The sequence below is a fragment of the Limnobacter sp. genome, assembly GCF_046297615.1.
Lineage (GTDB): Bacteria > Pseudomonadota > Gammaproteobacteria > Burkholderiales > Burkholderiaceae_B > Limnobacter.
Genome location: NZ_JBKBHM010000001.1, coordinates 349,945 through 370,703, shown reverse-complemented (window position 1 = coordinate 370,703; position 20,759 = coordinate 349,945). Strand labels below are relative to the sequence as shown.

The window sequence follows — 20,759 nt, the reverse complement described above, 5'->3', positions numbered from 1 at the left end:
GGCTTGGCGGCCTCAGACACGCTCGGTCATCAGTGCTTGCTCCATTTGCTCGATGCAACGGAGCACATGTGAATCCACCACTTCAGCCGTCACGTGGCGCCAATCCAAACGATTGATGAACACCAGCACATCCTGCTTTTCAGACAGGGCAAACCAAGTGGGAATGGGCGTGGCCATGCCCATTTCACGGTTGGCGATGAGGATTTTCTTGGCGCTTTCAAGGTTGTCCACGCGAAAGCGGGGCATTTCAATTTGAATGTCCATCCAGTGAATGCCTTGCATCTCACCGGCGACCAGGCTTACTGAGTGGTCATTGATGAAGAACACCTGCCCGAACTGGGTTTTCTGGCTTGGCCTGCGGGCGGACATGTCGCGCAACAGGTCGTCGAATTTGTCGTACATCGTCACAAAACCTCCATGGTTGTCCTTAAGTGGACTGGATGGACGCTTGGTTCCGATCGAATGGCAAAGTGCCCTGTTCAGGCGATTTCCGCGTTGGTCAAGAAAAAAGCCGCAGATTGCTCTGCGGCTTTTTCAGGTACTGCTCAAACTGATCGTTGAAATCAGCGTGTCTTGCGCAAGCGCTTGATGGCAGCCAACTGGGCGATGGCCGAAGCCAGTTCCGCCTGGGCCTGTGCGTAGTTCACATCGCTGCCGCGATTGGCCATGGCTTCCTCGGCCAGACGCTTGGCTTCAGCCGCTTTGGCCTCGTCCAGGTCTGTACCGCGAATGGCTGTGTCAGCCAGCACGGTCACGCCGTTGGGCTGCACTTCCAGAATGCCGCCATTGACAAACACCACTTCGTCTTCAGCCTGACCAGGGACCTTCATGCGCACAGTGCCTGCCTTGATCCGAGTGATCAGCGGGGTGTGGCGGGGGTAAATACCCAACTCACCCTGTTCACCGGGCAGGGCCACGAATTCCACTTCGCCTGCGAAGATGGATTCCTCGGCACTGACAACATCCACGTGTATGGTCGACATACTCAATTCCTTTGTGAGCCGGTCTGGTCAGGCCACGCGGGCCAGACCAGCCTTGTCACTGCATCGGATTACTGAATTTTCTTGGCTTTTTCGAACGCTTCGTCGATGGTACCAACCATGTAGAAAGCTTGTTCGGGCAAGTGGTCGCATTCGCCAGCAACAATCATCTTGAAGCCGCGGATGGTTTCCTTCAGTGGTACGTACTTGCCGGGAGAACCGGTAAACACTTCGGCCACTGTGAACGGCTGGGACAGGAAACGCTGGATCTTACGAGCGCGGGCCACAACCAGTTTGTCGTCGGGGCTCAGTTCGTCCATACCCAGAATCGCGATAATGTCACGCAGTTCTTTGTAGCGCTGCAGTGTTTGCTGCACAGCACGGGTGGTGTTGTAGTGCTCGTCGCCGATCACGTTGGGGTCAACTTGACGTGATGTGGAGTCCAGCGGATCAACGGCGGGATAAATACCCAGCGCAGCGATGTCACGGGACAGAACCACGGTCGCGTCCAAGTGGGCGAACGTTGTGGCGGGAGACGGGTCGGTCAAGTCATCCGCAGGAACGTACACGGCCTGAACCGATGTAATCGAACCTTTCTTGGTGGATGTAATACGCTCTTGCAGACGGCCCATTTCTTCAGCCAGCGTAGGCTGATAACCCACGGCGGAAGGCATACGACCCAGCAGCGCGGACACTTCGGTACCGGCCAGGGTGTAACGGTAAATGTTGTCCACGAACAGCAGAACGTCACGGCCTTCATCACGGAAGTGCTCAGCCATGGTCAGGCCGGTCAGCGCAACGCGCAGACGGTTGCCGGGGGGTTCGTTCATCTGACCGTACACCAGCGCAACCTTGTCCAGAACGTTGGAGTCCTTCATCTCGTGGTAGAAGTCGTTACCCTCACGAGTACGCTCACCCACACCGGCAAACACGGAGTAACCACCGTGCTGCTTGGCGATGTTGTTGATCAGCTCCATCATGTTCACGGTCTTGCCCACACCGGCACCACCGAACAGACCCACTTTACCGCCCTTGGCGAACGGACACACCAAGTCAATCACCTTGATGCCGGTTTCGAGCAGTTCCTGGGAAGGAGACAGTTCGTCGAAATCAGGCGCTTTCTGGTGAATGGCGCGTGTGCTTTCAGCGTTCACGGGGCCAGCTTCGTCGATGGGACGACCCAGCACATCCATGATACGGCCCAGGGTCGCTTGACCCACAGGCACGCTGATCGGTTTGCCGCTGTTCTTCACAGCCATGCCACGGCGCAAGCCGTCTGATGCACCCAGACAGATGGTACGAACCACGCCGTCGCCCAGCTGCTGCTGAACTTCGAGTGTGAGCTCGGAACCTTCCATGGTCAGTGCGTCGTACACTTTCGGCATCTGGTTGCGAGGAAATTCCACGTCAATCACCGCGCCGATACACTGCACGATCTTGCCTTCGTTAGTCGCAGTACTCATCGTTTTTTCCTTAATTCAAAATCGTTCTGAACTCACAATCAAACCGCAGCAGCGCCGCCCACGATTTCTGCCAGTTCTTTCGTAATGGCAGCCTGACGGGCTTTGTTGTAGGTCAATTGCAGTTCGCTGATCACATTCTTGGCGTTGTCGGACGCGGCCTTCATCGCAACCATACGGGCTGATTGTTCGGAAGCCATGTTTTCTGCAACAGCCTGGTACACCAGTGCTTCGATGTAGCGCAGCAGCAGATCATCGATCACTGCCTTGGCATCGGGCTCATAGATGTAATCCCAGGATGTCGCGCCTTCGTCAGCCTTCAAACGGTCGCCACCCAGAGGCAGCAGCTGCTCGAACACAGCCTCCTGCTTCATGGTGTTCACGAAACGTGTGAAAGCCAGATACACGGCATCGACTTCACCGGCCACGTAGGCATCGAGCTGGACCTTGATGGCGCCAATCAAAGTGTCCAGATGGGGCGTGTCGCCCAAACCAGTCACTTTGGAGCTCAGTTCCACGCCTACACGGCTGAAGAAACCTGCGCCTTTGGATCCAATGGCTGTCGCGCGAACCTTCACACCTTTGGCTTCAAATTCTTGAAACTTGTTGGTGGTCAGACGCAGAACGTTGGTGTTCAAACCGCCGCACAGACCTTTGTCGGTCGTGACAACGATTGCAGCCACGTTCTTGATCGTGTCGCGGGCAACCATGTACTCGTGGCGATATTCAGGGTTGGCTTTGGCCAGGTTGGCGCAAATGTTGCGCACTTTGTCTGCATACGGACGAGCCGCACGCATACGGTCCTGGGCCTTGCGCATCTTGGATGCGGCCACCATTTCCATCGCCTTGGTGATCTTGCGCGTATTCTGAACGCTCTTGATCTTGTTCCGGATTTCCTTCATTCCTGACATCGTATTTCCTCCAGTCCCTGAAAGAGGCTTTGTGGGCCCCTTTCAGTTATGCGGTGGTACAACCAGATTGCTCTGATTAATACGCGCCAGTTTTCTTGAATGACTTCACGGCGTCGTGCAGCTTAGGCTCGTCGTCCTTGGACAACTCCTGAGTCTGTTCGATGCGGTCAATCAGGTCCTTGTGGCTGGTCTGCATGAACTGGCGCAATCCGTTTTCGAAGGCCAGAACATTCTTCACATCCACGTCATCCAGGTAGCCGTTGTTGATGGCGAACAGGGCCAGAGCCATTTCCCAAGTTTGCAGGGGAGCAAACTGAGGCTGCTTCAGCAGTTCAACCACGCGCTTGCCGCGCTCGAGCTGACGGCGTGTTGCGTCATCGAGGTCGGAAGCGAACTGCGCAAACGCAGCCAGTTCACGGTACTGGGCCAAGTCGGTACGGATACCACCGGACAGCTTCTTAACCACTTTGGTCTGAGCTGCACCACCCACGCGAGACACGGAAATACCGGCGTTGATCGCGGGACGGATACCGGCGTTGAACAGGTCGGTTTCCAGGAAGATCTGACCGTCAGTAATCGAAATCACGTTGGTCGGAACGAACGCAGTCACGTCACCGGCTTGGGTTTCAATGATGGGCAGTGCGGTCAGGGAACCGGTCTTGCCTTTCACTTCACCCTTGGTGAATTTCTCAACGTAGTCTTCGTTCACGCGAGCGGCACGCTCCAGCAGACGGCTGTGCAGGTAGAACACGTCACCTGGGTAAGCTTCACGGCCGGGAGGACGACGCAGCAGCAGAGAGATCTGACGGTACGCCACAGCCTGTTTGGACAGGTCGTCATACACGATCAGGGCGTCTTCACCACGGTCACGGAAGAATTCGCCCATGGTGCAACCTGCGTAGGGTGACAGGTATTGCATGGCAGCAGATTCAGACGCGGAAGCGGCAACCACAATGGTGTATTCCATTGCGCCGTACTCTTCCAGCTTGCGAACCACGTTTTGAATGGAGGAGGCTTTTTGGCCCACAGCCACGTACACGCAGTAAACGCCTTTGCCTTTCTGGTTGATGATGGCGTCGATGGCCACAGCGGTTTTACCAGTCTGACGGTCGCCAATGATCAGCTCACGCTGGCCACGGCCAATCGGCACCATGGAGTCAATCGCTTTCACACCAGTTTGAACGGGCTGAGACACGGATTTACGGTCAATCACGCCAGGCGCAACTTTTTCAATCACGTCTGTCAGCTTGGCGTTGATGGGGCCTTTGCCGTCGATGGGCTGACCCAGCGCGTTCACCACGCGGCCCAGCAGTTCGCGGCCAACGGGCACTTCCAGAATACGGCCGGTACACTTGACCTGATCGCCTTCGGAAATGTGCTCGTATTCACCCAGAATAACGGCACCCACGGAATCGCGTTCCAGGTTGAGCGCCAGACCAAATGTGTTGCCGGGGAATTCCAACATTTCGCCCTGCATCACATCGGACAAACCATGAACGCGGCAAATACCGTCGCTCACGGACACTACTGTACCTTGTGTCCGGATGTCGGCCGATGATCCGAGGCCTTCGATCCGGCTCTTGATCAGTTCACTGATCTCAGAGGGATTAATCTGCATATTGATTGCTCCAAATTCGTTTGAGGCCAAGTCAGGCTGTTAAAGCCGTCTTCATCGCGTTGAGTTTGCCGCGCACCGAACCATCCAGAATCTGGTCACCCACAGTGACGCACACGCCACCGATGAGGGACTCGTCCACCTGAACTGTAACGTTCAGCTTGGTGCCAAATTTCTGTTCCAATGCGCCCAGCACGTTCTGAACCTCGGCGTCAGACATCGGGAAGGCGGAAGCGATGAGGGCATCGCTGCTGCCTTGATGGCTGTTCTTGAGTTCAGAAAACTGACGGGCGATTTCCGGAAGGGCCAGCAAACGGCCATTGTCCACAAGCGCGGCCAAGAAGTTGTTGGCCTGTGCATCGGCTGGGGTCTTGGTCAGTTCGACAAACACCTCGAGCACTTGCTTGCCGGACAACTTTGGATTGTTGGCCAACAGGGAAATGTCGGGGCTGCCTGCCACTGCAGACCATGGCTCAAGCCAGGTGCTCCACTGGGCGATGGTGCCGGAAGTCTTGGCGACTTCGAAGGCGGCCTCAGCGTAGGGACGGGCGATGGTGGATAGTTCGACCATGTTCAGTTTCCTTCAGCTCTGGCTCACAGCTCAGCTTTCAGTTGATTCAGCAAATCGGCGTGGGCCTGAGCATTGATTTCCTTTTTCAGGATCTGCTCGGCGCCTTTGACCACGAGGGTCGCCAATTGGTCGCGCAACTGGTCACGGGCACGTTGTGCTTCGTTGGCCGCTTCAGCTTCTGCCTGCGCCAAAATGCGCTTGCGTTCTACTTCAGCCTGTTGCTTGGCTTCTTCAATGATTTGCTGGGCACGCTTTTCTGCGTCGGCCAGGCGCTGTTGGTTTTCGGAGCGCACAGTCGCGAGCTCTTGTTCCACTTTGCGACCAGCGTCGGCCAAAGCCTGCTTGCCTCGTTCTGCAGCGGCCAGGCCGTCTGCGATTTTCTTTGCACGTTCGTCGATGCTCTTGATCAGCGGGGGCCACACGAATTTCATCGTGAACAGCGCCAGGATGAAGAAAACGACGAGCTGTGCAAACAGCGTTGCGTTTAAGTTCACGGCAAGTTTCCTTTAAATCGCACGGACGCCTTCAGAATGCCCGTGCGGTGTTGTTCGAAGGAAGTGGCTGTAAATTAACCAACGAAGGGGTTGGCAAACGCGAACATCATCGCAATACCAACACCGATCAGGAACGCAGCGTCGATCAGACCGGCCAACACGAACATTTTGGTTTGCAGTTCGTTCATCAGTTCTGGCTGGCGAGCAGAAGCTTCCAGGTACTTACCACCCATGATCGCGATACCGATACAGGCACCAATCGCACCCAAACCAATGATCAGGCCACAAGCGAGAGCTACGAGAGCAACGTTAGTCATGACGACAACTCCTTCAATTTAAAAAGTGAAAAATCAAAAAAACCAAAAACGAAAACCGTTTATTCCAATTGCGCGATTGCTGACTGAGCTAACTCAGTGGGCGGTGTGTGCCTGACCGATGTAAATCAGTGTCAGCATCATGAAAATAAAGCCCTGCAACAGCACGATCAGAATGTGGAAGATTGCCCAGATAGAACCAGCGATCACGTGGCCCAGGAAGGCGGCGGCGCCCCCCATGGACAGCGCTGCGGCACTACCCAACAATGCAATCAGCATGAACACCAGTTCACCGGCGTACATGTTGCCGAACAGTCGCATACCCAGCGACACTGTTTTGGCGGCAAATTCAATGATGTTCAGCAGCAGGTTGGGCAACCACAGCAAGGGGTTGGAGCCAAACGGCGCACAGAACAGTTCGTGTACAAAACCACCGGCGCCCTTGATTTTCACCGAGTAGTACAGCATCAGACAGAGCACGCCCAGGGACATGCCCAGTGTGCCGTTCAGGTCGGCCGTGGCCACCACACGCAGGTAAGCGTGGTGAGGGTCATGCACGATGCCCAAAGCTGTTGCAACGTGTTCCCAAATGCGGGGCAGCAGGTCAACGGGCAAGAAGTCAAAGCTGTTCATGACCACCACCCACACGAACACGGTCAGTGCGAGGGGGGCGATGAATTCACGGTTGCCGTGAACGATGGCTTTGGACTGGTTCTCAACCATTTCAACCAGCAGTTCAACAAAGCCCTGCAGGCGACCAGGCACACCCGAAGTGGCGCGGCTTGCAGCCATGCGCAACAGGGCGATGGTGATGAGGCCGGACAACAGCGAGAAGAAAATGGTGTCGTAGTTGAGTACGGAAAAGTCCACGATGAACCCTTGCTTCACTGACTGGAAGTGTTGCAAGTGATGGACGATATATTCCGAGGCCGTTGGGCCTGTTCCTGTAGTTGCCATACTTATCTCAAGAAAAATGCCAAAAAATAACTTTTGAGGGTCACCACCGCTGTGAGCACCAGGGACCACCAGATCAAACCCGGGTCAACCTGACTGGCTACAAACATGATTGCGATTGTGGCGCCAACCTTCAGAAACTCTCCTGCCAAAAACACCACCGTGCCACCCATGGGGGTTTTGGACCCCAAGGCCAAGCGAACGGCAAACACCGTGCTGGGCACAGCCACTGCCGCCAAGCCCCACAACGCAGACTGGGCATGCGCAACCGATACCAGGCCAAGAAGCAGGCACACAAGTGCCCCAACGACCCACTGGAGTCCTACGATTTTCCACATGACTTTGCTGCGCTGCCACAGACGAGCCGGGGAGATCAATCCCCAGAATGGCGCAAGTGTTTTCGACAAACCTGCGAATTATAGGGTCGTGATATCACGTAGTCAAACAAAAACCACCCTATTTACCGCATTGTTTCGGTCGAAGTCGTGTTTGCGTTAAAGGTCTTCTTTGGGAAAACCAATGCGCGCAAGCACGCCATCCAACTCATCGAGATTATTGAACCGAATGGTTACACTACCCTTACCAGCACCGTTGGTTTTCAACTGAACGGCGCAAGCCATCCAGTCGGCCAGGCCTTCCTCAAGGCGGCGTACATCGGCACTGGGGGTCGACTTGCTGTGAATTCGGTCGTTCTGGCTGGACCAAGCCGCCACCAGTTTCTCGGTTTCACGCACCGACAGGCGCTTGTTGATCACTTCATTGGCGCAGGCAATCTGCTCGGCTGCATTCAAACTGAGCAAAGACCGCGCATGGCCCATTTCAATGTCGCCGGCCAGCAACATGGTACGCACCGGCTCGGCCAGGTTGAGCAGGCGCAGCAAATTGCTGGTGGCGCTGCGTGAGCGGCCAATGGCCTGGGCCGCTTCTTCATGGGTGAGGTCGAACTCGTCGATGAGGCGTTGAACACCCAAGGCCTCTTCAAGCGGGTTCAAGTCCTCGCGCTGAATGTTTTCAATCAGGGCCATGGCCAGTGCCGCGTCGTCCTTGACCGCCTTGACCAACACCGGCACTTCTTCCAGCTCGGCCAACTTGGAGGCGCGGAAGCGGCGCTCGCCCGCAATGATTTCATACTTGCCCTGCCCCACTGGGCGGACCAGAATGGGCTGCATGATGCCTTGAGTCTTGATGGACTCAGCAAGCTCCATCAGGGAGCTTTCGTCCATGCGTGTGCGCGGCTGATACTTGCCCGCCTGCAGCTTGGCCACCGGCAGCATCATGACTTGTTCGCCCGCCTGCTGGGAGTCGGATTCATCAGCGCTGGGGCCCAAGAGGGCTTCAAGCCCACGGCCCAAGCCTTTACTGCGTTTCAATGCGTTCATGACAGGAGTGTGTGTTAAGCGGCAACGGCTGCCGAGTTGACGCGGTCGACCATTTCCTGGGCAAAGCTTAGATACGCTTTGGCGCCCTTGCTGGTTTTGTCGAACAAAACGCCGGGAATGCCATAGGACGGGGCCTCGGCCAAACGGACATTTCGGGGGATAATTGTCTGGAAGACCTTGTTTCCAAAGTGTTTTTCCAGTTGGTCAGACACTTGTTGGGCCAGGGTCATGCGCGGGTCGAACATGACACGCAACAATCCGATGATGGTCAGGTTGGGGTTCAGGTTCTTGCACACCTGCTTGATGGTGTTCACCAAGTCGCTCAGGCCTTCCAGCGCGTAATACTCGCACTGCATGGGAATAACCACGCCGTGGGCGCAGCACAGGGCATTGAGGGTGAGCAAGGACAGGGCAGGCGGACAGTCGATCAGGATGAAGTCGTAATCCGCATCCACCTCGGCCAGCGCCTCACGCAACTTCACCTCGCGCTGCTCCAGCTCAACCATTTCCACTTCAGCACCGGCCAGCTCGCGGTTGGCAGGCAGCACATGAAAACCTTCGGCTTGGGCAATCGCATCTTTCACGGTGGCCAAGCCCACCAAGACCTGATACACGGTGGCTTTCAGGTTGCGCTTGTCAATGCCGCAACCCATGGTGGCATTGCCCTGGGGGTCGAGGTCAACCAGCAACACCCGTTGCTCGGCCATGGCCAAGCCCGCCGCCAGATTCACTGCCGTGGTGGTTTTGCCAACACCGCCTTTTTGGTTGGCAATGCAGAATACTTTGGCCATGGGCTTGCCTATGTGGGGTTGAATTAGGGAGAAAACCGGAAGCAGTTCGATTTTATCGCTTAATCATGAACAAGTGCCTTTCCTCGTTCAGGAATGGCACCTCTATTGGATGCAGGGCGTCCACTCGCCATCCTCGGGGCACAGTGTTGTCCACTTCCAGGCGGCCTTTGAGTGCGGCATACACACCATCCTGGCGAATCAATGAGGAGGACAGCTCGATGAACTGCACCATGGATGAAAAGGCACGGGAGGTGATCAAGTCGTAGCCTTGATCGTCCGTCATGGATTCCACGCGGGCGTGAACCGCACGGGCATTGGTCAGGCCCAACTGAGCAATGGCCTGTTGCATGAACGAGGCCTTTTTCTGCACAGTGTCCACCAAGGTCAACTGCCAAGTGGGCTGTGCAATGGCCAACACCAAACCGGGAAGGCCTGCCCCTGCCCCAACATCCAGAATTCTGGGCGCGGGCTTGTTCTGAAGCTCAAAGGCCAGCATGGGCAGCACAGCCAGACTGTCCAGCAAGTGGTGGGTAATCAACTCGACGGGTTGCACCAAGGCAGTCAGGTTGAACACCCGGTTCCACTTGTGGATGAGTACGGCGTAATCAAACAAGAGGTCTTCCTGCGCTTTGGACAAACCCAACCTCAGTGCCGCCACCCCTTCCGACAACAGCGCCCGGTCTTGTGCGGTCAACGCCTGAGGAACCGGTGCGCGTTTGGTACCGCGCTTCACGCTGAGGCCGCCTTGGGGCCTTGGCTGTCCACCAATGGGGTGCGACTGAGCAAACTGCGCTTTTTCAGGTGCACCAACAACAGTGAAATAGCGGCTGGGGTTATGCCTTGAATGCGGCCAGCCTGGCCGATGGTTTCTGGCTTTTGGGTGTTCAGCTTTTGCTGCACTTCCTTGCTCAGCCCGGTCACTTGGGTGTAATCGAGGTCGGCAGGCAGGCGAATGCTGTCGTTGCCCAAACTGCGCTCCACCTCAGCATGTTGCCGGGCCACGTACCCTGCGTACTTCACCTCAATTTCAAGCTGTGTCACCCACTCTTCCCGATTCAGGCCAGCCTCGAAAGCCAAACTCCCATCCTCGCGGGCGAGTGTGATCAGCGTTGCGTAATCCACATCGGGGCGCTTGAGCAGGTCGTAGAAGTTGTACTCCCGGTCGATGCCCTTGTGCAGCACACGCTCGGCCTCAGCCAAGGCCACAATTTTCGGGTTGATCCAGGTGGTTTTCATGCGCTCTTTTTCGCGCTCCACCTGTTCGCGCTTTTCACTGTACGCGGCCCAGCGCACATCATCGACCAAGCCCAAACGGCGTCCGATGGGGGTCAGGCGTTGGTCTGCATTGTCCTCGCGCAGGCTCAAGCGGAACTCGGCTCGGCTGGTGAACATGCGGTAGGGTTCAGCAACGCCTTTGCTGGTCAGGTCGTCCACCAACACGCCGAGGTAAGCTTCGTCGCGGCGGGGCGTCCACTGTTCCTTGTCCTGCGCGCACAGCGCCGCATTCAAACCCGCCAGCAAGCCCTGCGCAGCGGCTTCTTCATAGCCTGTGGTGCCGTTGATCTGCCCGGCAAAAAACAGCCCTTGAATCTGTTTGGTCTCCAGGGTGGTCTTCAGCCCACGGGGGTCAAAGTAATCGTATTCAATCGCATACCCGGGGCGCGTGACCACGCATTGCTCCAGGCCACGGATGGAGTGCAACAGGTTCAACTGCACATCAAACGGCAAAGACGTAGACACCCCGTTTGGATAGAACTCATGGGTGCTCAAGCCTTCCGGCTCCAGAAACACCTGATGCGATTCTTTATCGGCAAAGCGGTGGATTTTGTCCTCGATGGATGGGCAGTACCGTGGCCCAACCCCTTCAATCACCCCGGTGTACATGGGGCTTCGGTCCAGTCCGCCACGAATGATCTCGTGGGTCCGTTCGTTGGTGTGGGTGATCCAGCATGGCAATTGCCGTGGGTGCATGGCTGCATTGCCCAAGTACGAGAACACGGGCACAGGGTTGGTGTCACCGGGCTGCTCCTGCATGACTGAAAAGTCGATGCTGCGCCCGTCAATGCGGGGGGGCGTGCCGGTTTTGAGTCGCCCTTGGGGCAACTTCATGTCTTTCAGGCGCTCGCCGAGGGTGATGGCGGGTTGGTCCCCTGCCCGGCCGCCCGAGTAATTCTGCAGGCCCACGTGAATCTTGCCGTTCAGGAACGTGCCTGCGGTCAACACCACTGTTTTGGATTTGAAGGTGATGCCAACTTGGGTAACGGCGCCACACACACGATCACCTTCGAGCACCAAATCCTCAACAGCCTGCTGGAATATCTTCAGATTAGGCTGGTTTTCCAGGCGCGTGCGAATGGCTTGTCGGTACAAAACACGATCGGCCTGCGCCCGGGTGGCACGCACTGCCGGGCCTTTCGAACTGTTGAGTATACGGAACTGGATGCCTGCTTCATCCGTGGCAATGGCCATGGCTCCACCCAGGGCATCCACCTCTTTCACCAAATGGCCCTTGCCTATGCCGCCAATGGAGGGGTTGCAAGACATCTGCCCGAGCGTCTCAATGCTGTGGGTGAGCAGCAACGTTTGGCAACCAGCACGCGCCGCCGCCAATGCCGCTTCGGTGCCAGCATGGCCGCCACCAACCACGATCACATCAAAATGTTCGGGATAAATCATCACACACCTCGGGAGAATCAGCGCCCATCGTCGTCGATGGAAGTCGGATTATACGGCTGCACACTTGGTTTGCCCAAGAGGGCTGGTTCTAGGTGTTTTGTTTCACGTGAAACATTCCACACCACAGACGCCAAGGCATCTGATTGTTCCACGTGAAACAATCAAAACAGCGGCTTCAGCAAGGGCCAATAGCTGTCGTAGCTGGTTCTCAGAATCAGCAGCCCTACCACCAACAACAGCGCCTTGCGGACAAACCCGGCCCCGTTGCGAATCGCCAAACCGGAACCCACCTTGGCCCCGGCCACATTGAAACACGCCATCAGCAACCCCAAGCCCAACAACACATGCCCCGCCGGGGCGAACCACGCCAGGGAGGCCACATTACACGCCACATTCACCAACTTGGCAGACGCGGTAGCCGCCAAGAAGTCAAAACCAAACACCACCACAAAAGCCAGCAACAAGAAAGAACCCGTGCCCGGCCCAAAGAAGCCGTCATAAAACCCGATCAACAAACCGGCCAATGCACCGTAGAGGCGCTCTTGCTGAACATTCAGCCGAGGGGCATGAACAGACCCGAGATCTTTCCTCAGAAAGGTGTACGCCGCCACGGCCACAAGCAGCACAGGCAACAACAGCCGCAGGGTTTGGGTTGACACTTGGGTGACCACATACGCCCCCACGTAAGCCCCTAGCAGAGCCATCGCCGTGGCAGGCAAGGCTGCGTTCCAGGGCACTGGCACGGCGCGGGAATATCGGTAGGCGGCAAAGCCTGTGCCTACAACACTGGAAACCTTGTTGGTACCCAGCAGAGTGGCATGGCCCACGGTGGGCAACAGGCCAAACAGCGCGGGCACTTGAATCAAGCCCCCACCCCCAACCATGGCGTCAATCAAACCCGCACAGAACGAGGCGGCACAAAGGGCAAGCAAGACAGTCCAGTCCAAGGATTGGAGGCTGGCAATAAGCAGATCAAACACGGGGGGATTGCAGGGAATAAACAGAGATTAAACACGGGTCAGCCCGAACAAACCATTCGATGAAACCCGTAAATGAAAACAGGCGCCCGAAGGCGCCTGTGAAACGAGCACTCGTTGAATGGCGCGGAGGCCATCAACGAAAAGCGTGGGCTTATGCTGCCAGACGCTGGGCGATCACCGCTTTGGTGTCTTCCAGTTCTTTGGGCAGGTTGTGCTTAAGCTTGGAGAACAACTCAGCGTGCAGTTCCAGCTCTTTCTCCCACGCGGCTTTGTCGATGGAGGTGATCGCATCGAACTGGGCTTTGGAGAAATCCAGGCCGTCCCATGTCAGGTCTTCGTAGCGTGGAGATGTGCCAAACACGTGTTCAACACCCTCGCCCTGGCCTTCAACACGCTCCAGCATCCACTTCAGTACGCGCATGTTGTCGCCAAAACCAGGCCAAATGAATTTGCCGTTTTCGTCAGTGCGGAACCAGTTCACGGTGAAGATGCTGGGCAACTTGGCACCGGTGGATTCCAGTTTCTTGCCCAGGTTGAGCCAGTGCTGGAAGTAGTCGGACATGTTGTAGCCACAGAAAGGCAACATCGCGAACGGGTCACGACGAACCACGCCTTGCTGACCAAACGCCGCAGCGGTGGTTTCGGAACCCATGGTCGCGGCCATGTACACACCTTCCACCCAGTTGCGGGCCTCTGTCACTAAAGGCACGGTGGTGGAACGACGGCCACCGAAAATGAAGGCATCGATTTCCACGCCAGCCGGGTTGTCCCAGTTGTTGTCAATCACAGGGTTCTGCTCGGCTGCCACGGTGAAACGGGCATTGGGGTGTGAAGCCTTGCGACCACAGTCGGGCGTCCAGTCCTGGCCGGTCCAATCCACCAAGTGAGCAGGCGCTTCCTTGGTCAGGCCTTCCCACCACACGTCGCCTTCATCTGTAAGGGCTACGTTCGTGAAAATCACGTTGGCATTCAGCGAGGCCATGCAGTTGGAGTTGGTTTTGGTGTTGGTGCCGGGGGCCACGCCGAAGTAACCCGCTTCTGGGTTGATGGCGCGCAGCTTGCCGTTGGCATCAGGCTTGATCCAGGCAATGTCGTCACCGATGGTGGTGACTTTCCAGCCGTCCATGGACGCTGGAGGAATCAACATGGCGAAGTTGGTTTTGCCACATGCGGAGGGGAAAGCGGCAGCCACGTGGTACTTCTTGCCCTGTGGGGAAGTCACGCCCAGGATCAGCATGTGCTCAGCCAGCCAGCCTTGGTCACGGCCCATGGTGGAGGCAATGCGCAGGGCCAGACACTTCTTGCCCAGCAAGGCGTTGCCGCCATAGCCCGAGCCGTAGGACCAGATTTCGCGGGTTTCCGGATAGTGAACGATGTACTTGGTGTCGGGGTTGCAAGGCCAGGCCACGTCTTGCTGGCCAGCTTCCAACGGCGCACCCACAGTGTGCACGCAAGGCACGAACTCACCGTCTTCGCCCAGCACGTCATACACGGCTTTGCCCATGCGGGTCATCATGCGCATGTTGACAGCCACGTAGGCGGAGTCAGACAGCTCAACACCGATGTGGGCAATGGGGGAACCCAATGGACCCATGGAAAACGGCACCACGTACAGTGTGCGGCCACGCATGCAACCCTGGAACAAGCCGTTCAAGGTGGCGCGCATTTTGGCGGGGTCTTCCCAGTTGTTGGTGGGGCCAGCATCGTCCTTGTTTTCGGAACAGATGTAGGTGCGGTCTTCAACACGGGCCACGTCGGACGGGTCTGTCCAGGCGAGGTAAGAATTGGGACGCAATTCCGGGTTGAGGCGCTTCAATGTACCAGCCTTCACCATTTCATCGCAGAAACGGTTGTATTCCTCTTCGGAACCGTCACACCACACAATGTTGGAGGGCTGGGTCAATGCAGCAATTTCCTGCACCCAGGCCACCAGTTTCTTGTGCTTGACGTAAGCTGGTACGGTCGAAGCGACCATAGACAGTACTGCACTCATGAAAAACCTCCAGATAGTCAAAGTTAATTCTTTGGCTTGGGCGACCGGAGCCTTGGGGTTATGAGTGGCCTGTGACCTCAACCACGATGCCCAAGCGGGCAAGGGGAGTTCACTGCGCACCAGACCAGGCTGTTTACACCGGACAGCGCCTGATCGGGGGAGACAATCACCCGATCTTAACCTTAGCCTTCGAGTTTAACATGCTGTCGCGAAACGGAAATAATATTTTCCTATCAAGTTGATGCATGTATCTCGGGGCTGCAACACTGCAGGCCCAATGAGACCAAAACTGGGTAACAATCGGTAGAGTTTGGGTTCAAAACCGGCAGGGGTCAGGGCAATGAAGTTACTCGCAATATGCACTGGGGTGGTGGCCCCCATGATCTATCGAACCGCTTCGGGCGAGGTTCGAACCGTGGCCAGTGCCATCGGAAAAACAGCCAAAAGCACCTTGAGTAACCCCACCCCAGTGGAAGTCAAACCGCTTGGGCTGGCCGGGGACGAGCAGTGCAACCTGTCCGTGCATGGAGGCCTGGACAAAGCCGTGTACATGATGCCGGCCGAACACTACTCATTCTGGCAACTGCGCCGACAGGCCCACAACCTGGATTCGAACCTGCCTTGGGGCATGCTGGGGGAAAACCTGGTAATTGAAGGCCTGCTGGAGCATGAGGTGCGCATGGGCGACGAGATCACCATCGGCGACGTGGTGCTGAGGGTGACCGACCCACGGGAGCCTTGCCACAAATTTGCCATACGCATGGGTTACGGGGCCGCACCCAAAGAAATGATCCAGCAGGGCAACAGTGGCTGGTACCTGCGCGTGGTCAAGCCAGGAACACTGGCAGCCGGGCAAGCGTTGGCACTGCACAGCAACCCCACGGGCCTGACGATTCGGGAAAAATTCAGCCAACTGACCCGCAAAGGCCAGATGGACCTGCTTTAACACGCCGTACCGCGTTAACGCACGGCGCCCAGTTGCCTGAACTGTTCAGCCAGCGCTTGGGCTTGGGGGTTGGTCATGGCGGCCAACCGGTCCAACCACACCGGGTTGGGGTCCAGTTCAAAGTGGGCTTTGGCCAACGCAATTGCTTCCTCGTCCCAACCGTCGGCGATGTAAAGCTCAAACAAGGCTTGGGCCAACACCGGGCTTCTGGGCAAAGACCGGCCCCACTGCTCGGCCTGAGCAATGGCCTCACGAACGCGCCCTGCCTTCACCATGGCACCTATTGCCTGCGCAGCCTCAAAATCGTCCACGGCCGAACGCCTGAGCAATTCGGCCAGCACCGAGGTGTCGCCCAAATGTTCCAGCAAGGCTTTTAAGCGAAGGCGACGCCAGCGCCGGTAAAAGGATTTCCAGTTCACCGTCACGCTGGGCTGGGTCATGTCCATCTCGGCCACTTCGGCCTGGGCCTGACCAATGACAGTGAGCCGGTCACATTGGGCCAACTGGCTCCACCACCATTGGGCGTCCACGCTGCCCACCTGGTCAGACATGGCAACCGGGTAAATCAGATAAGCCCGCTCAACAGCGCCCAAGGTTGAGCGCCCCACTGCTTCCAGCCATTGGCGCACCAGGCCACGAACTGCGCGCAGCAACACGGCACCGCGGTCGTCAGCGCCTTCGCACATGGCCAGCAATTTCTGAATGGCTGGGGCCAGCAGCTCCAACATGTGGGGCTCGGCCTGTTGATCGGCGTTGGCCTCCGTCTGCAGCAAGGACTGCAACAAGGCACACCGGGAAGCCAGCTTGTCGCAGGCGGACGAGGAAGGGCAACGGGCTTGGCCCACATACTTCATGACGGCTTGACGCGCGCGCTTGATGTTGGGGGCCGCGCCGTCAGACGGGTGCAGGCAGACCTGCAAAGCACGAAGACACTCCAGCCCCCGAGACAATTCAGGTGACTGCACGGCCAGCGCAGACATCCAGACCGACCAGTCTGGCCCACCACGCTCGCGCAAAGGATCATCCGTGTAAGCATCAACCATGGCTCAACACCCGTGAAGCACATTGGGTTACATTAAGCATGCACCAAGTATAGACGAAGGGACATCACACCATGCGCAAACTGGCCTCCTCCGTGTTGGGCTTGACCGCCACCATCGGCCTGACATTTTTTGGCTTCGGATACTATTCACAAGGGCTGACTGCGCCGGGGTTGAACCAAGGCAAACTGGCACCCTGCCCCTCGCGGCCCTGCTGCGTGAACAGCGAGAGCGGCGCCACCGACAAGCACGCCATCGCACCCATTCCCATCACCGCCCAGATGGCGGGCGAGCCCCTGGTGTTGGTGCAGGAAGCGGTGACACAATTGGGCGGGAAAGTGGTGCTGGCAGACAACAACTACCTGGCCGCAACCTTCACCAGCGCAATTTTCGGGTTTGTGGATGATGTGGAGTTTCGCGTCGACCCGGACCAGAAAGTGGTGCATGTGCGCTCGGCATCGCGCACCGGGTATTACGACTTCGAAGTGAACCGCAAGCGGGTGGAGAAAATCCGCGGCATTGTGACCGCGCTGAGCAAGTAAGGGCGAGGTGCGCCCATACAGTGGCTTACTTGCCGATGCAAAACCGGCTGAATATCAGGCCCAGCAGGTCGTCGGGCAGTAAGCGGCCTGTGATTTCGCCCAGGGCATCGTGCGCAAGGCGCAGCTCTTCGGCAAACAGATCGAGAATACGGTCGTCCTGCGCCGCATAAGCCTGCGCCATACCCAGGTGCTCACCGCAACGCTTTAGGGCCTGCACATGCCGCTCGCGGGCCATGAAACCGTGTTCGGGCGTGTGCTGCACACCGACTTGTCGCAACAGCATGTCCTTCAGGGCGTCCAGGCCTTGCCCGGTTTTGGCAGACACCCACACCTCGTCGGCCGCAAGCGGCTCGGCTGGCGCTGACGCCAAATCGGCCTTGTTCCAGACCAGCAAACGCGGCAAATGCTCGGGCCATTGCAGCGGCAATTGGGCCGGGCGGGATGGGTAGTCCGTGGCGGGTAACAGCCACAGCAGCAGATCAGCCTCGTGGACGGATTGCAGGGTCCGCTCAATGCCGATGCGTTCAACCACATCGTCGGTGTCGCGCAAGCCTGCTGTGTCCACCAGCACCAAGGGCACACCGCGCACCGACAGCTCCTGCTTGATGCGGTCGCGGGTCGTGCCTGCCACGGGCGACACAATGGCCACCTCTTCACCCGCCAAGGCGTTGAGCACGCTGGACTTGCCGACATTGGGCTCGCCCACCAACACCACCTGCACCCCTTCGCGGAACTTCACCCCTTCCTGCGCGCCTTGAAGCAACTCGGTCCACACGGCCAGAATGTCCCGAAGCTGGCCTTTGGCATCGGCCTTTTCAAGAAACTCGATTTCTTCTTCCGGAAAGTCGAGCGTGGCCTCCAGCAACAAACGCAGATGCGTGATGCGGTCAGCCAGCGTGTGGACCCGGTCGGAAAATACCCCGGTCAAGGACGCAGCCGCCGCTTTGGCCGCCGACACTGAACCAGCGTCGATCAAATCAGCCACAGCCTCGGCTTGGGCCAAATCCAGCTTGTCATTCAAAAACGCGCGTTGGGTGAATTCGCCGGGGTTGGCCATGCGAAGTGCCAAGCCCAGACTGCTGGCCAGCGCCAAGGCGTGTTCCACCACAGCACGCAACACCGCTGGGCCACCATGGCCTTGAAACTCCAGCACATGCTCACCGGTGAACGAGGCGGGCGCAGGAAAAGACAGCACCAAGCCGGAATCGATGGCGTGGCCCTGTGCATCGCGCAGGGTGAGCAAAGTGGCCAGACGGGCTTGGGGAATTTTTTGGCAGAACGCCAAACAGAACTGCTCAAAGGCAGTGGCAGCAGGAAAGGAGAAGCGCACCACCCCCACCCCACCCTTGCCGGGTGCGGTGGCGATGGCGAGTATGGCGTCTTGGCCGTCAGGCCTGGCCAGACTCAATTTTGCGAGTGATTACCCACTGCTGGGCAATCGACAGAATGTTGTTGACCACCCAGTACAGCACCAAACCTGCGGGGAAGAACACGAACATCACCGAGAACACCAGCGGCATGATCATCATGACCTTGGCCTGAATGGGGTCGGGTGGCGTGGGGTTCAGTTTGGTCTGAATGTACATGGTGATGGCCATGATGATGGGCAGAATCCCCAAGTGAAAGCCCATGCTGAAAGGAATGAAGCGGGTGATCAGGTCGTCAGGCGAAGCCAGGTCGGTCACCCAATACCATGGCGCATTGCGCATTTCCACGCTGGCCAGCAACACCCAGTACAAAGAGATGAACACGGGAATTTGGACCAGAATGGGCATACAGCCGCCCAAGGGGTTGATCTGCTCGCGTTTGTACATGTCCATCATGGCGCGCTGGAAGCCCATTTTGTCGTCGCCGTACTGCTCCTTGAGCTTTTGCATACGGGGGGCCACTTTGCGCATTTTGGCCATGGACCGGTAACTGGCAGCGGACAGGGGGAAGAATGCCAGCTTGATGGCCAGCGTCAGCAGCACAATGGCCCAGCCCCAGTTGCCGACCACACCGTGAATTTTTTCCAGCAACCAATAAATGGGCTGCGCCACAACCGTTAGCCAGCCGTAGTCCACCACCAAATCAAGACCGGTGGCCAGGCCTTTGAGCACGCGCTGGTCTTGTGGGCCAGTGAACACGGTGCTGGCAAACTGGGCTGACTTGCCCGGTTCAACAGTGCCCAGAGCGCTGACATAACCCACGGAATACAGGCCTTCCTCAACCTTGCGAACAAAGTTTTCGCGCGGGCCAGGCTGGGCAATGAGCGCCGACACAAAGTAGTGCTGAATCATGGCAACCCAGCCAGAGTCAGCGGCTTTCACATACTCGGCTTTGTTTTTGGCCAGGTCGGCAAACTTCACTTTTTGATACTTGCCTTCCGGGGTGTACACGGCTGGGCCTGTGAAGGTGGCGTACAGGGAAGAATCGGTGGCCAGCGGTTTGTCGTCGCGGGTGATTTGCTGGTACACGCTGGGGTTGATGGCCTGTTCGCCCAGGTTACGCACGGCAACCACGGTGGGAATGTCGTAGTGGCCATTGGCAATGGTGTAGGTGATGGTGGTTTCTACGCCACCGGACACACCCTTGAACACCAGGTTCTGGCTGGGGTTGCCGTTTGTGAAGTCGGTCGGCTTTTGAACCACGGACATCACACTGCGGTGGTTGGGCGCACCGGCTGCACCCACCAAGCCCATTTGCGCCACATAAGTGCGTTTGGCCGATTGCTCGAACAGTTGCGTCGGTTTGCTGCGGTCCTGCCCGTCAGGGTGTTTCAGCAAGGTGGAGCCAATCAACTGGCCACCTTGGGTGCTGAACTGCAGCTCGAGTACATCGGTGCGCACGGTGATGGTTTCAGCGGTGGCAGCCACTTGTTCGGTGGGCAGCGCTGCGGGGTCAGCCGCGTTGGCGGATGCAGGCTTGGGCAGATCGCCGCTGGGCGCATTGGGCACTGACGCATCGGCGCCTTTGGCTGCAACGGCTTTGGCGGGTGCATTGGTTTGAGCACCTGTGGGCATGCCAAACAGGGTGGGGTTGCCTTTGGAGGCCTGGTAGTTGTCCCACAACATGATGAGGGACAAGCTGAAAATCATCAGGAGGACTAGCCTGCGGGTTTCCATGAACTTCCT

General features: G+C 57.5%; 21 protein-coding genes. 2 read left to right on the top strand and 19 right to left on the bottom strand.

Translation table 11 applies throughout. The annotated features are described in order from the left end of the window. Positions 1-12: 12 nt before the first annotated feature. The 16 genes from ACK4FF_RS01740 to ACK4FF_RS01665 all read right to left on the bottom strand — a co-directional run bounded on the left by ACK4FF_RS01740 (position 13) and on the right by ACK4FF_RS01665 (position 15,118). Positions 13-402, bottom strand: coding sequence for a hypothetical protein (locus ACK4FF_RS01740; RefSeq protein WP_409703966.1), 390 nt, complete (start codon positions 400-402; stop codon positions 13-15). A 161-nt stretch (positions 403-563) separates the two neighbouring features. Beyond that, the gene (locus ACK4FF_RS01735; protein ID WP_409703964.1) at positions 564-983 is read right to left on the bottom strand and encodes a F0F1 ATP synthase subunit epsilon; all 420 of its coding nucleotides are present in this window, start codon (positions 981-983) and stop codon (positions 564-566) included. 68 nt (positions 984-1,051) lie between these two features. Next, positions 1,052-2,443: a F0F1 ATP synthase subunit beta gene (gene atpD / locus ACK4FF_RS01730; protein ID WP_409703962.1), complete on the bottom strand. Its 1,392-nt coding sequence runs from the start codon at positions 2,441-2,443 to the stop codon at positions 1,052-1,054. Positions 2,444-2,481: 38 nt separating this feature from the next. Then, positions 2,482-3,351: a F0F1 ATP synthase subunit gamma gene (gene atpG / locus ACK4FF_RS01725; RefSeq protein WP_409703960.1), complete on the bottom strand. Its 870-nt coding sequence runs from the start codon at positions 3,349-3,351 to the stop codon at positions 2,482-2,484. 76 nt (positions 3,352-3,427) lie between these two features. Next, the gene (atpA, locus tag ACK4FF_RS01720; RefSeq protein ID WP_409703958.1) at positions 3,428-4,969 is read right to left on the bottom strand and encodes a F0F1 ATP synthase subunit alpha; all 1,542 of its coding nucleotides are present in this window, start codon (positions 4,967-4,969) and stop codon (positions 3,428-3,430) included. A gap of 31 nt (positions 4,970-5,000) precedes the next feature. Beyond that, positions 5,001-5,537, bottom strand: coding sequence for a F0F1 ATP synthase subunit delta (locus ACK4FF_RS01715; protein ID WP_409703956.1), 537 nt, complete (start codon positions 5,535-5,537; stop codon positions 5,001-5,003). Between the two features lie 23 nt (positions 5,538-5,560). Then, positions 5,561-6,031, bottom strand: a complete 471-nt coding sequence (locus tag ACK4FF_RS01710; protein WP_409703954.1) for a F0F1 ATP synthase subunit B — start codon at positions 6,029-6,031, stop codon at positions 5,561-5,563. A 74-nt stretch (positions 6,032-6,105) separates the two neighbouring features. Then, positions 6,106-6,348: a F0F1 ATP synthase subunit C gene (gene atpE / locus ACK4FF_RS01705; RefSeq protein WP_256763350.1), complete on the bottom strand. Its 243-nt coding sequence runs from the start codon at positions 6,346-6,348 to the stop codon at positions 6,106-6,108. A 93-nt stretch (positions 6,349-6,441) separates the two neighbouring features. Then, positions 6,442-7,302: a F0F1 ATP synthase subunit A gene (gene atpB, locus ACK4FF_RS01700; RefSeq protein WP_409703952.1), complete on the bottom strand. Its 861-nt coding sequence runs from the start codon at positions 7,300-7,302 to the stop codon at positions 6,442-6,444. Positions 7,303-7,304: 2 nt separating this feature from the next. Continuing rightward, positions 7,305-7,637 (bottom strand): ATP synthase subunit I, encoded by a 333-nt coding sequence (locus tag ACK4FF_RS01695; RefSeq protein WP_409703950.1) that lies wholly within the window; start codon positions 7,635-7,637, stop codon positions 7,305-7,307. Positions 7,638-7,793: 156 nt separating this feature from the next. After that, positions 7,794-8,678, bottom strand: coding sequence for a ParB/RepB/Spo0J family partition protein (locus ACK4FF_RS01690; protein ID WP_409703948.1), 885 nt, complete (start codon positions 8,676-8,678; stop codon positions 7,794-7,796). A 14-nt stretch (positions 8,679-8,692) separates the two neighbouring features. Continuing rightward, positions 8,693-9,469 carry a ParA family protein gene (locus ACK4FF_RS01685; protein ID WP_409703946.1) on the bottom strand — a complete coding sequence of 259 codons (777 nt, stop codon included), beginning with the start codon at positions 9,467-9,469 and terminating at the stop codon, positions 8,693-8,695. A gap of 52 nt (positions 9,470-9,521) precedes the next feature. Beyond that, positions 9,522-10,202, bottom strand: coding sequence for a 16S rRNA (guanine(527)-N(7))-methyltransferase RsmG (gene rsmG / locus ACK4FF_RS01680; protein ID WP_409703944.1), 681 nt, complete (start codon positions 10,200-10,202; stop codon positions 9,522-9,524). After that, positions 10,199-12,145, bottom strand: coding sequence for a tRNA uridine-5-carboxymethylaminomethyl(34) synthesis enzyme MnmG (gene mnmG, locus ACK4FF_RS01675; protein WP_409703942.1), 1,947 nt, complete (start codon positions 12,143-12,145; stop codon positions 10,199-10,201). Before mnmG ends, rsmG begins: the two co-directional genes overlap by 4 nt. A 161-nt stretch (positions 12,146-12,306) precedes the next feature. Further along, positions 12,307-13,125 carry a sulfite exporter TauE/SafE family protein gene (locus ACK4FF_RS01670; RefSeq protein WP_409703940.1) on the bottom strand — a complete coding sequence of 273 codons (819 nt, stop codon included), beginning with the start codon at positions 13,123-13,125 and terminating at the stop codon, positions 12,307-12,309. Positions 13,126-13,276: 151 nt separating this feature from the next. Further along, positions 13,277-15,118, bottom strand: a complete 1,842-nt coding sequence (locus tag ACK4FF_RS01665; RefSeq protein ID WP_409703938.1) for a phosphoenolpyruvate carboxykinase (GTP) — start codon at positions 15,116-15,118, stop codon at positions 13,277-13,279. A 379-nt stretch (positions 15,119-15,497) separates the two neighbouring features. Between ACK4FF_RS01665 and ACK4FF_RS01660 the strand changes: the two genes are divergently transcribed. Further along, the gene (locus ACK4FF_RS01660; RefSeq protein ID WP_409703936.1) at positions 15,498-16,064 is read left to right on the top strand and encodes an MOSC domain-containing protein; all 567 of its coding nucleotides are present in this window, start codon (positions 15,498-15,500) and stop codon (positions 16,062-16,064) included. A 14-nt stretch (positions 16,065-16,078) separates the two neighbouring features. Here ACK4FF_RS01660 and ACK4FF_RS01655 read toward each other — a convergent pair whose 3' ends face one another. After that, entirely contained in the window at positions 16,079-17,107 is a 1,029-nt protein-coding gene (locus ACK4FF_RS01655) for a hypothetical protein (RefSeq protein ID WP_409703934.1), read from the bottom strand. A 71-nt stretch (positions 17,108-17,178) separates the two neighbouring features. On the opposite strand from ACK4FF_RS01655, the gene ACK4FF_RS01650 reads away from it, so the two are divergent. After that, entirely contained in the window at positions 17,179-17,646 is a 468-nt protein-coding gene (locus ACK4FF_RS01650) for a DUF1499 domain-containing protein (RefSeq protein ID WP_409703932.1), read from the top strand. A gap of 25 nt (positions 17,647-17,671) precedes the next feature. On the opposite strand, the gene mnmE is transcribed toward ACK4FF_RS01650, so the two are convergent. Then, entirely contained in the window at positions 17,672-19,054 is a 1,383-nt protein-coding gene (gene mnmE, locus ACK4FF_RS01645; protein WP_409703930.1) for a tRNA uridine-5-carboxymethylaminomethyl(34) synthesis GTPase MnmE, read from the bottom strand. Further along, a complete protein-coding gene (yidC, locus tag ACK4FF_RS01640) occupies positions 19,035-20,750 on the bottom strand; it encodes a membrane protein insertase YidC (RefSeq protein WP_409703928.1) in 1,716 nt (571 codons plus the stop codon). The genes mnmE and yidC overlap by 20 nt, the downstream gene beginning before the upstream one ends. Positions 20,751-20,759 lie beyond the last annotated feature (9 nt).

Coding starts and splice junctions, on each gene's coding strand:
- ACK4FF_RS01715 (WP_409703956.1), bottom strand. CDS start 5,537: ATGGTCGAACTATCCACCATCGCCCGTCCCTACGCTGAGGCCGCCTTC.
- atpE (WP_256763350.1), bottom strand. CDS start 6,348: ATGACTAACGTTGCTCTCGTAGCTCTCGCTTGTGGCCTGATCATTGGT.
- atpG (WP_409703960.1), bottom strand. CDS start 3,351: ATGTCAGGAATGAAGGAAATCCGGAACAAGATCAAGAGCGTTCAGAAT.
- ACK4FF_RS01685 (WP_409703946.1), bottom strand. CDS start 9,469: ATGGCCAAAGTATTCTGCATTGCCAACCAAAAAGGCGGTGTTGGCAAA.
- ACK4FF_RS01660 (WP_409703936.1), top strand. CDS start 15,498: ATGATCTATCGAACCGCTTCGGGCGAGGTTCGAACCGTGGCCAGTGCC.
- yidC (WP_409703928.1), bottom strand. CDS start 20,750: ATGGAAACCCGCAGGCTAGTCCTCCTGATGATTTTCAGCTTGTCCCTC.
- ACK4FF_RS01690 (WP_409703948.1), bottom strand. CDS start 8,678: ATGAACGCATTGAAACGCAGTAAAGGCTTGGGCCGTGGGCTTGAAGCC.
- ACK4FF_RS01655 (WP_409703934.1), bottom strand. CDS start 17,107: ATGGTTGATGCTTACACGGATGATCCTTTGCGCGAGCGTGGTGGGCCA.
- atpD (WP_409703962.1), bottom strand. CDS start 2,443: ATGAGTACTGCGACTAACGAAGGCAAGATCGTGCAGTGTATCGGCGCG.
- ACK4FF_RS01735 (WP_409703964.1), bottom strand. CDS start 983: ATGTCGACCATACACGTGGATGTTGTCAGTGCCGAGGAATCCATCTTC.
- ACK4FF_RS01650 (WP_409703932.1), top strand. CDS start 17,179: ATGCGCAAACTGGCCTCCTCCGTGTTGGGCTTGACCGCCACCATCGGC.
- ACK4FF_RS01740 (WP_409703966.1), bottom strand. CDS start 402: ATGTACGACAAATTCGACGACCTGTTGCGCGACATGTCCGCCCGCAGG.
- mnmG (WP_409703942.1), bottom strand. CDS start 12,145: ATGATTTATCCCGAACATTTTGATGTGATCGTGGTTGGTGGCGGCCAT.
- atpB (WP_409703952.1), bottom strand. CDS start 7,302: ATGGCAACTACAGGAACAGGCCCAACGGCCTCGGAATATATCGTCCAT.
- ACK4FF_RS01695 (WP_409703950.1), bottom strand. CDS start 7,637: ATGTGGAAAATCGTAGGACTCCAGTGGGTCGTTGGGGCACTTGTGTGC.
- ACK4FF_RS01665 (WP_409703938.1), bottom strand. CDS start 15,118: ATGAGTGCAGTACTGTCTATGGTCGCTTCGACCGTACCAGCTTACGTC.
- atpA (WP_409703958.1), bottom strand. CDS start 4,969: ATGCAGATTAATCCCTCTGAGATCAGTGAACTGATCAAGAGCCGGATC.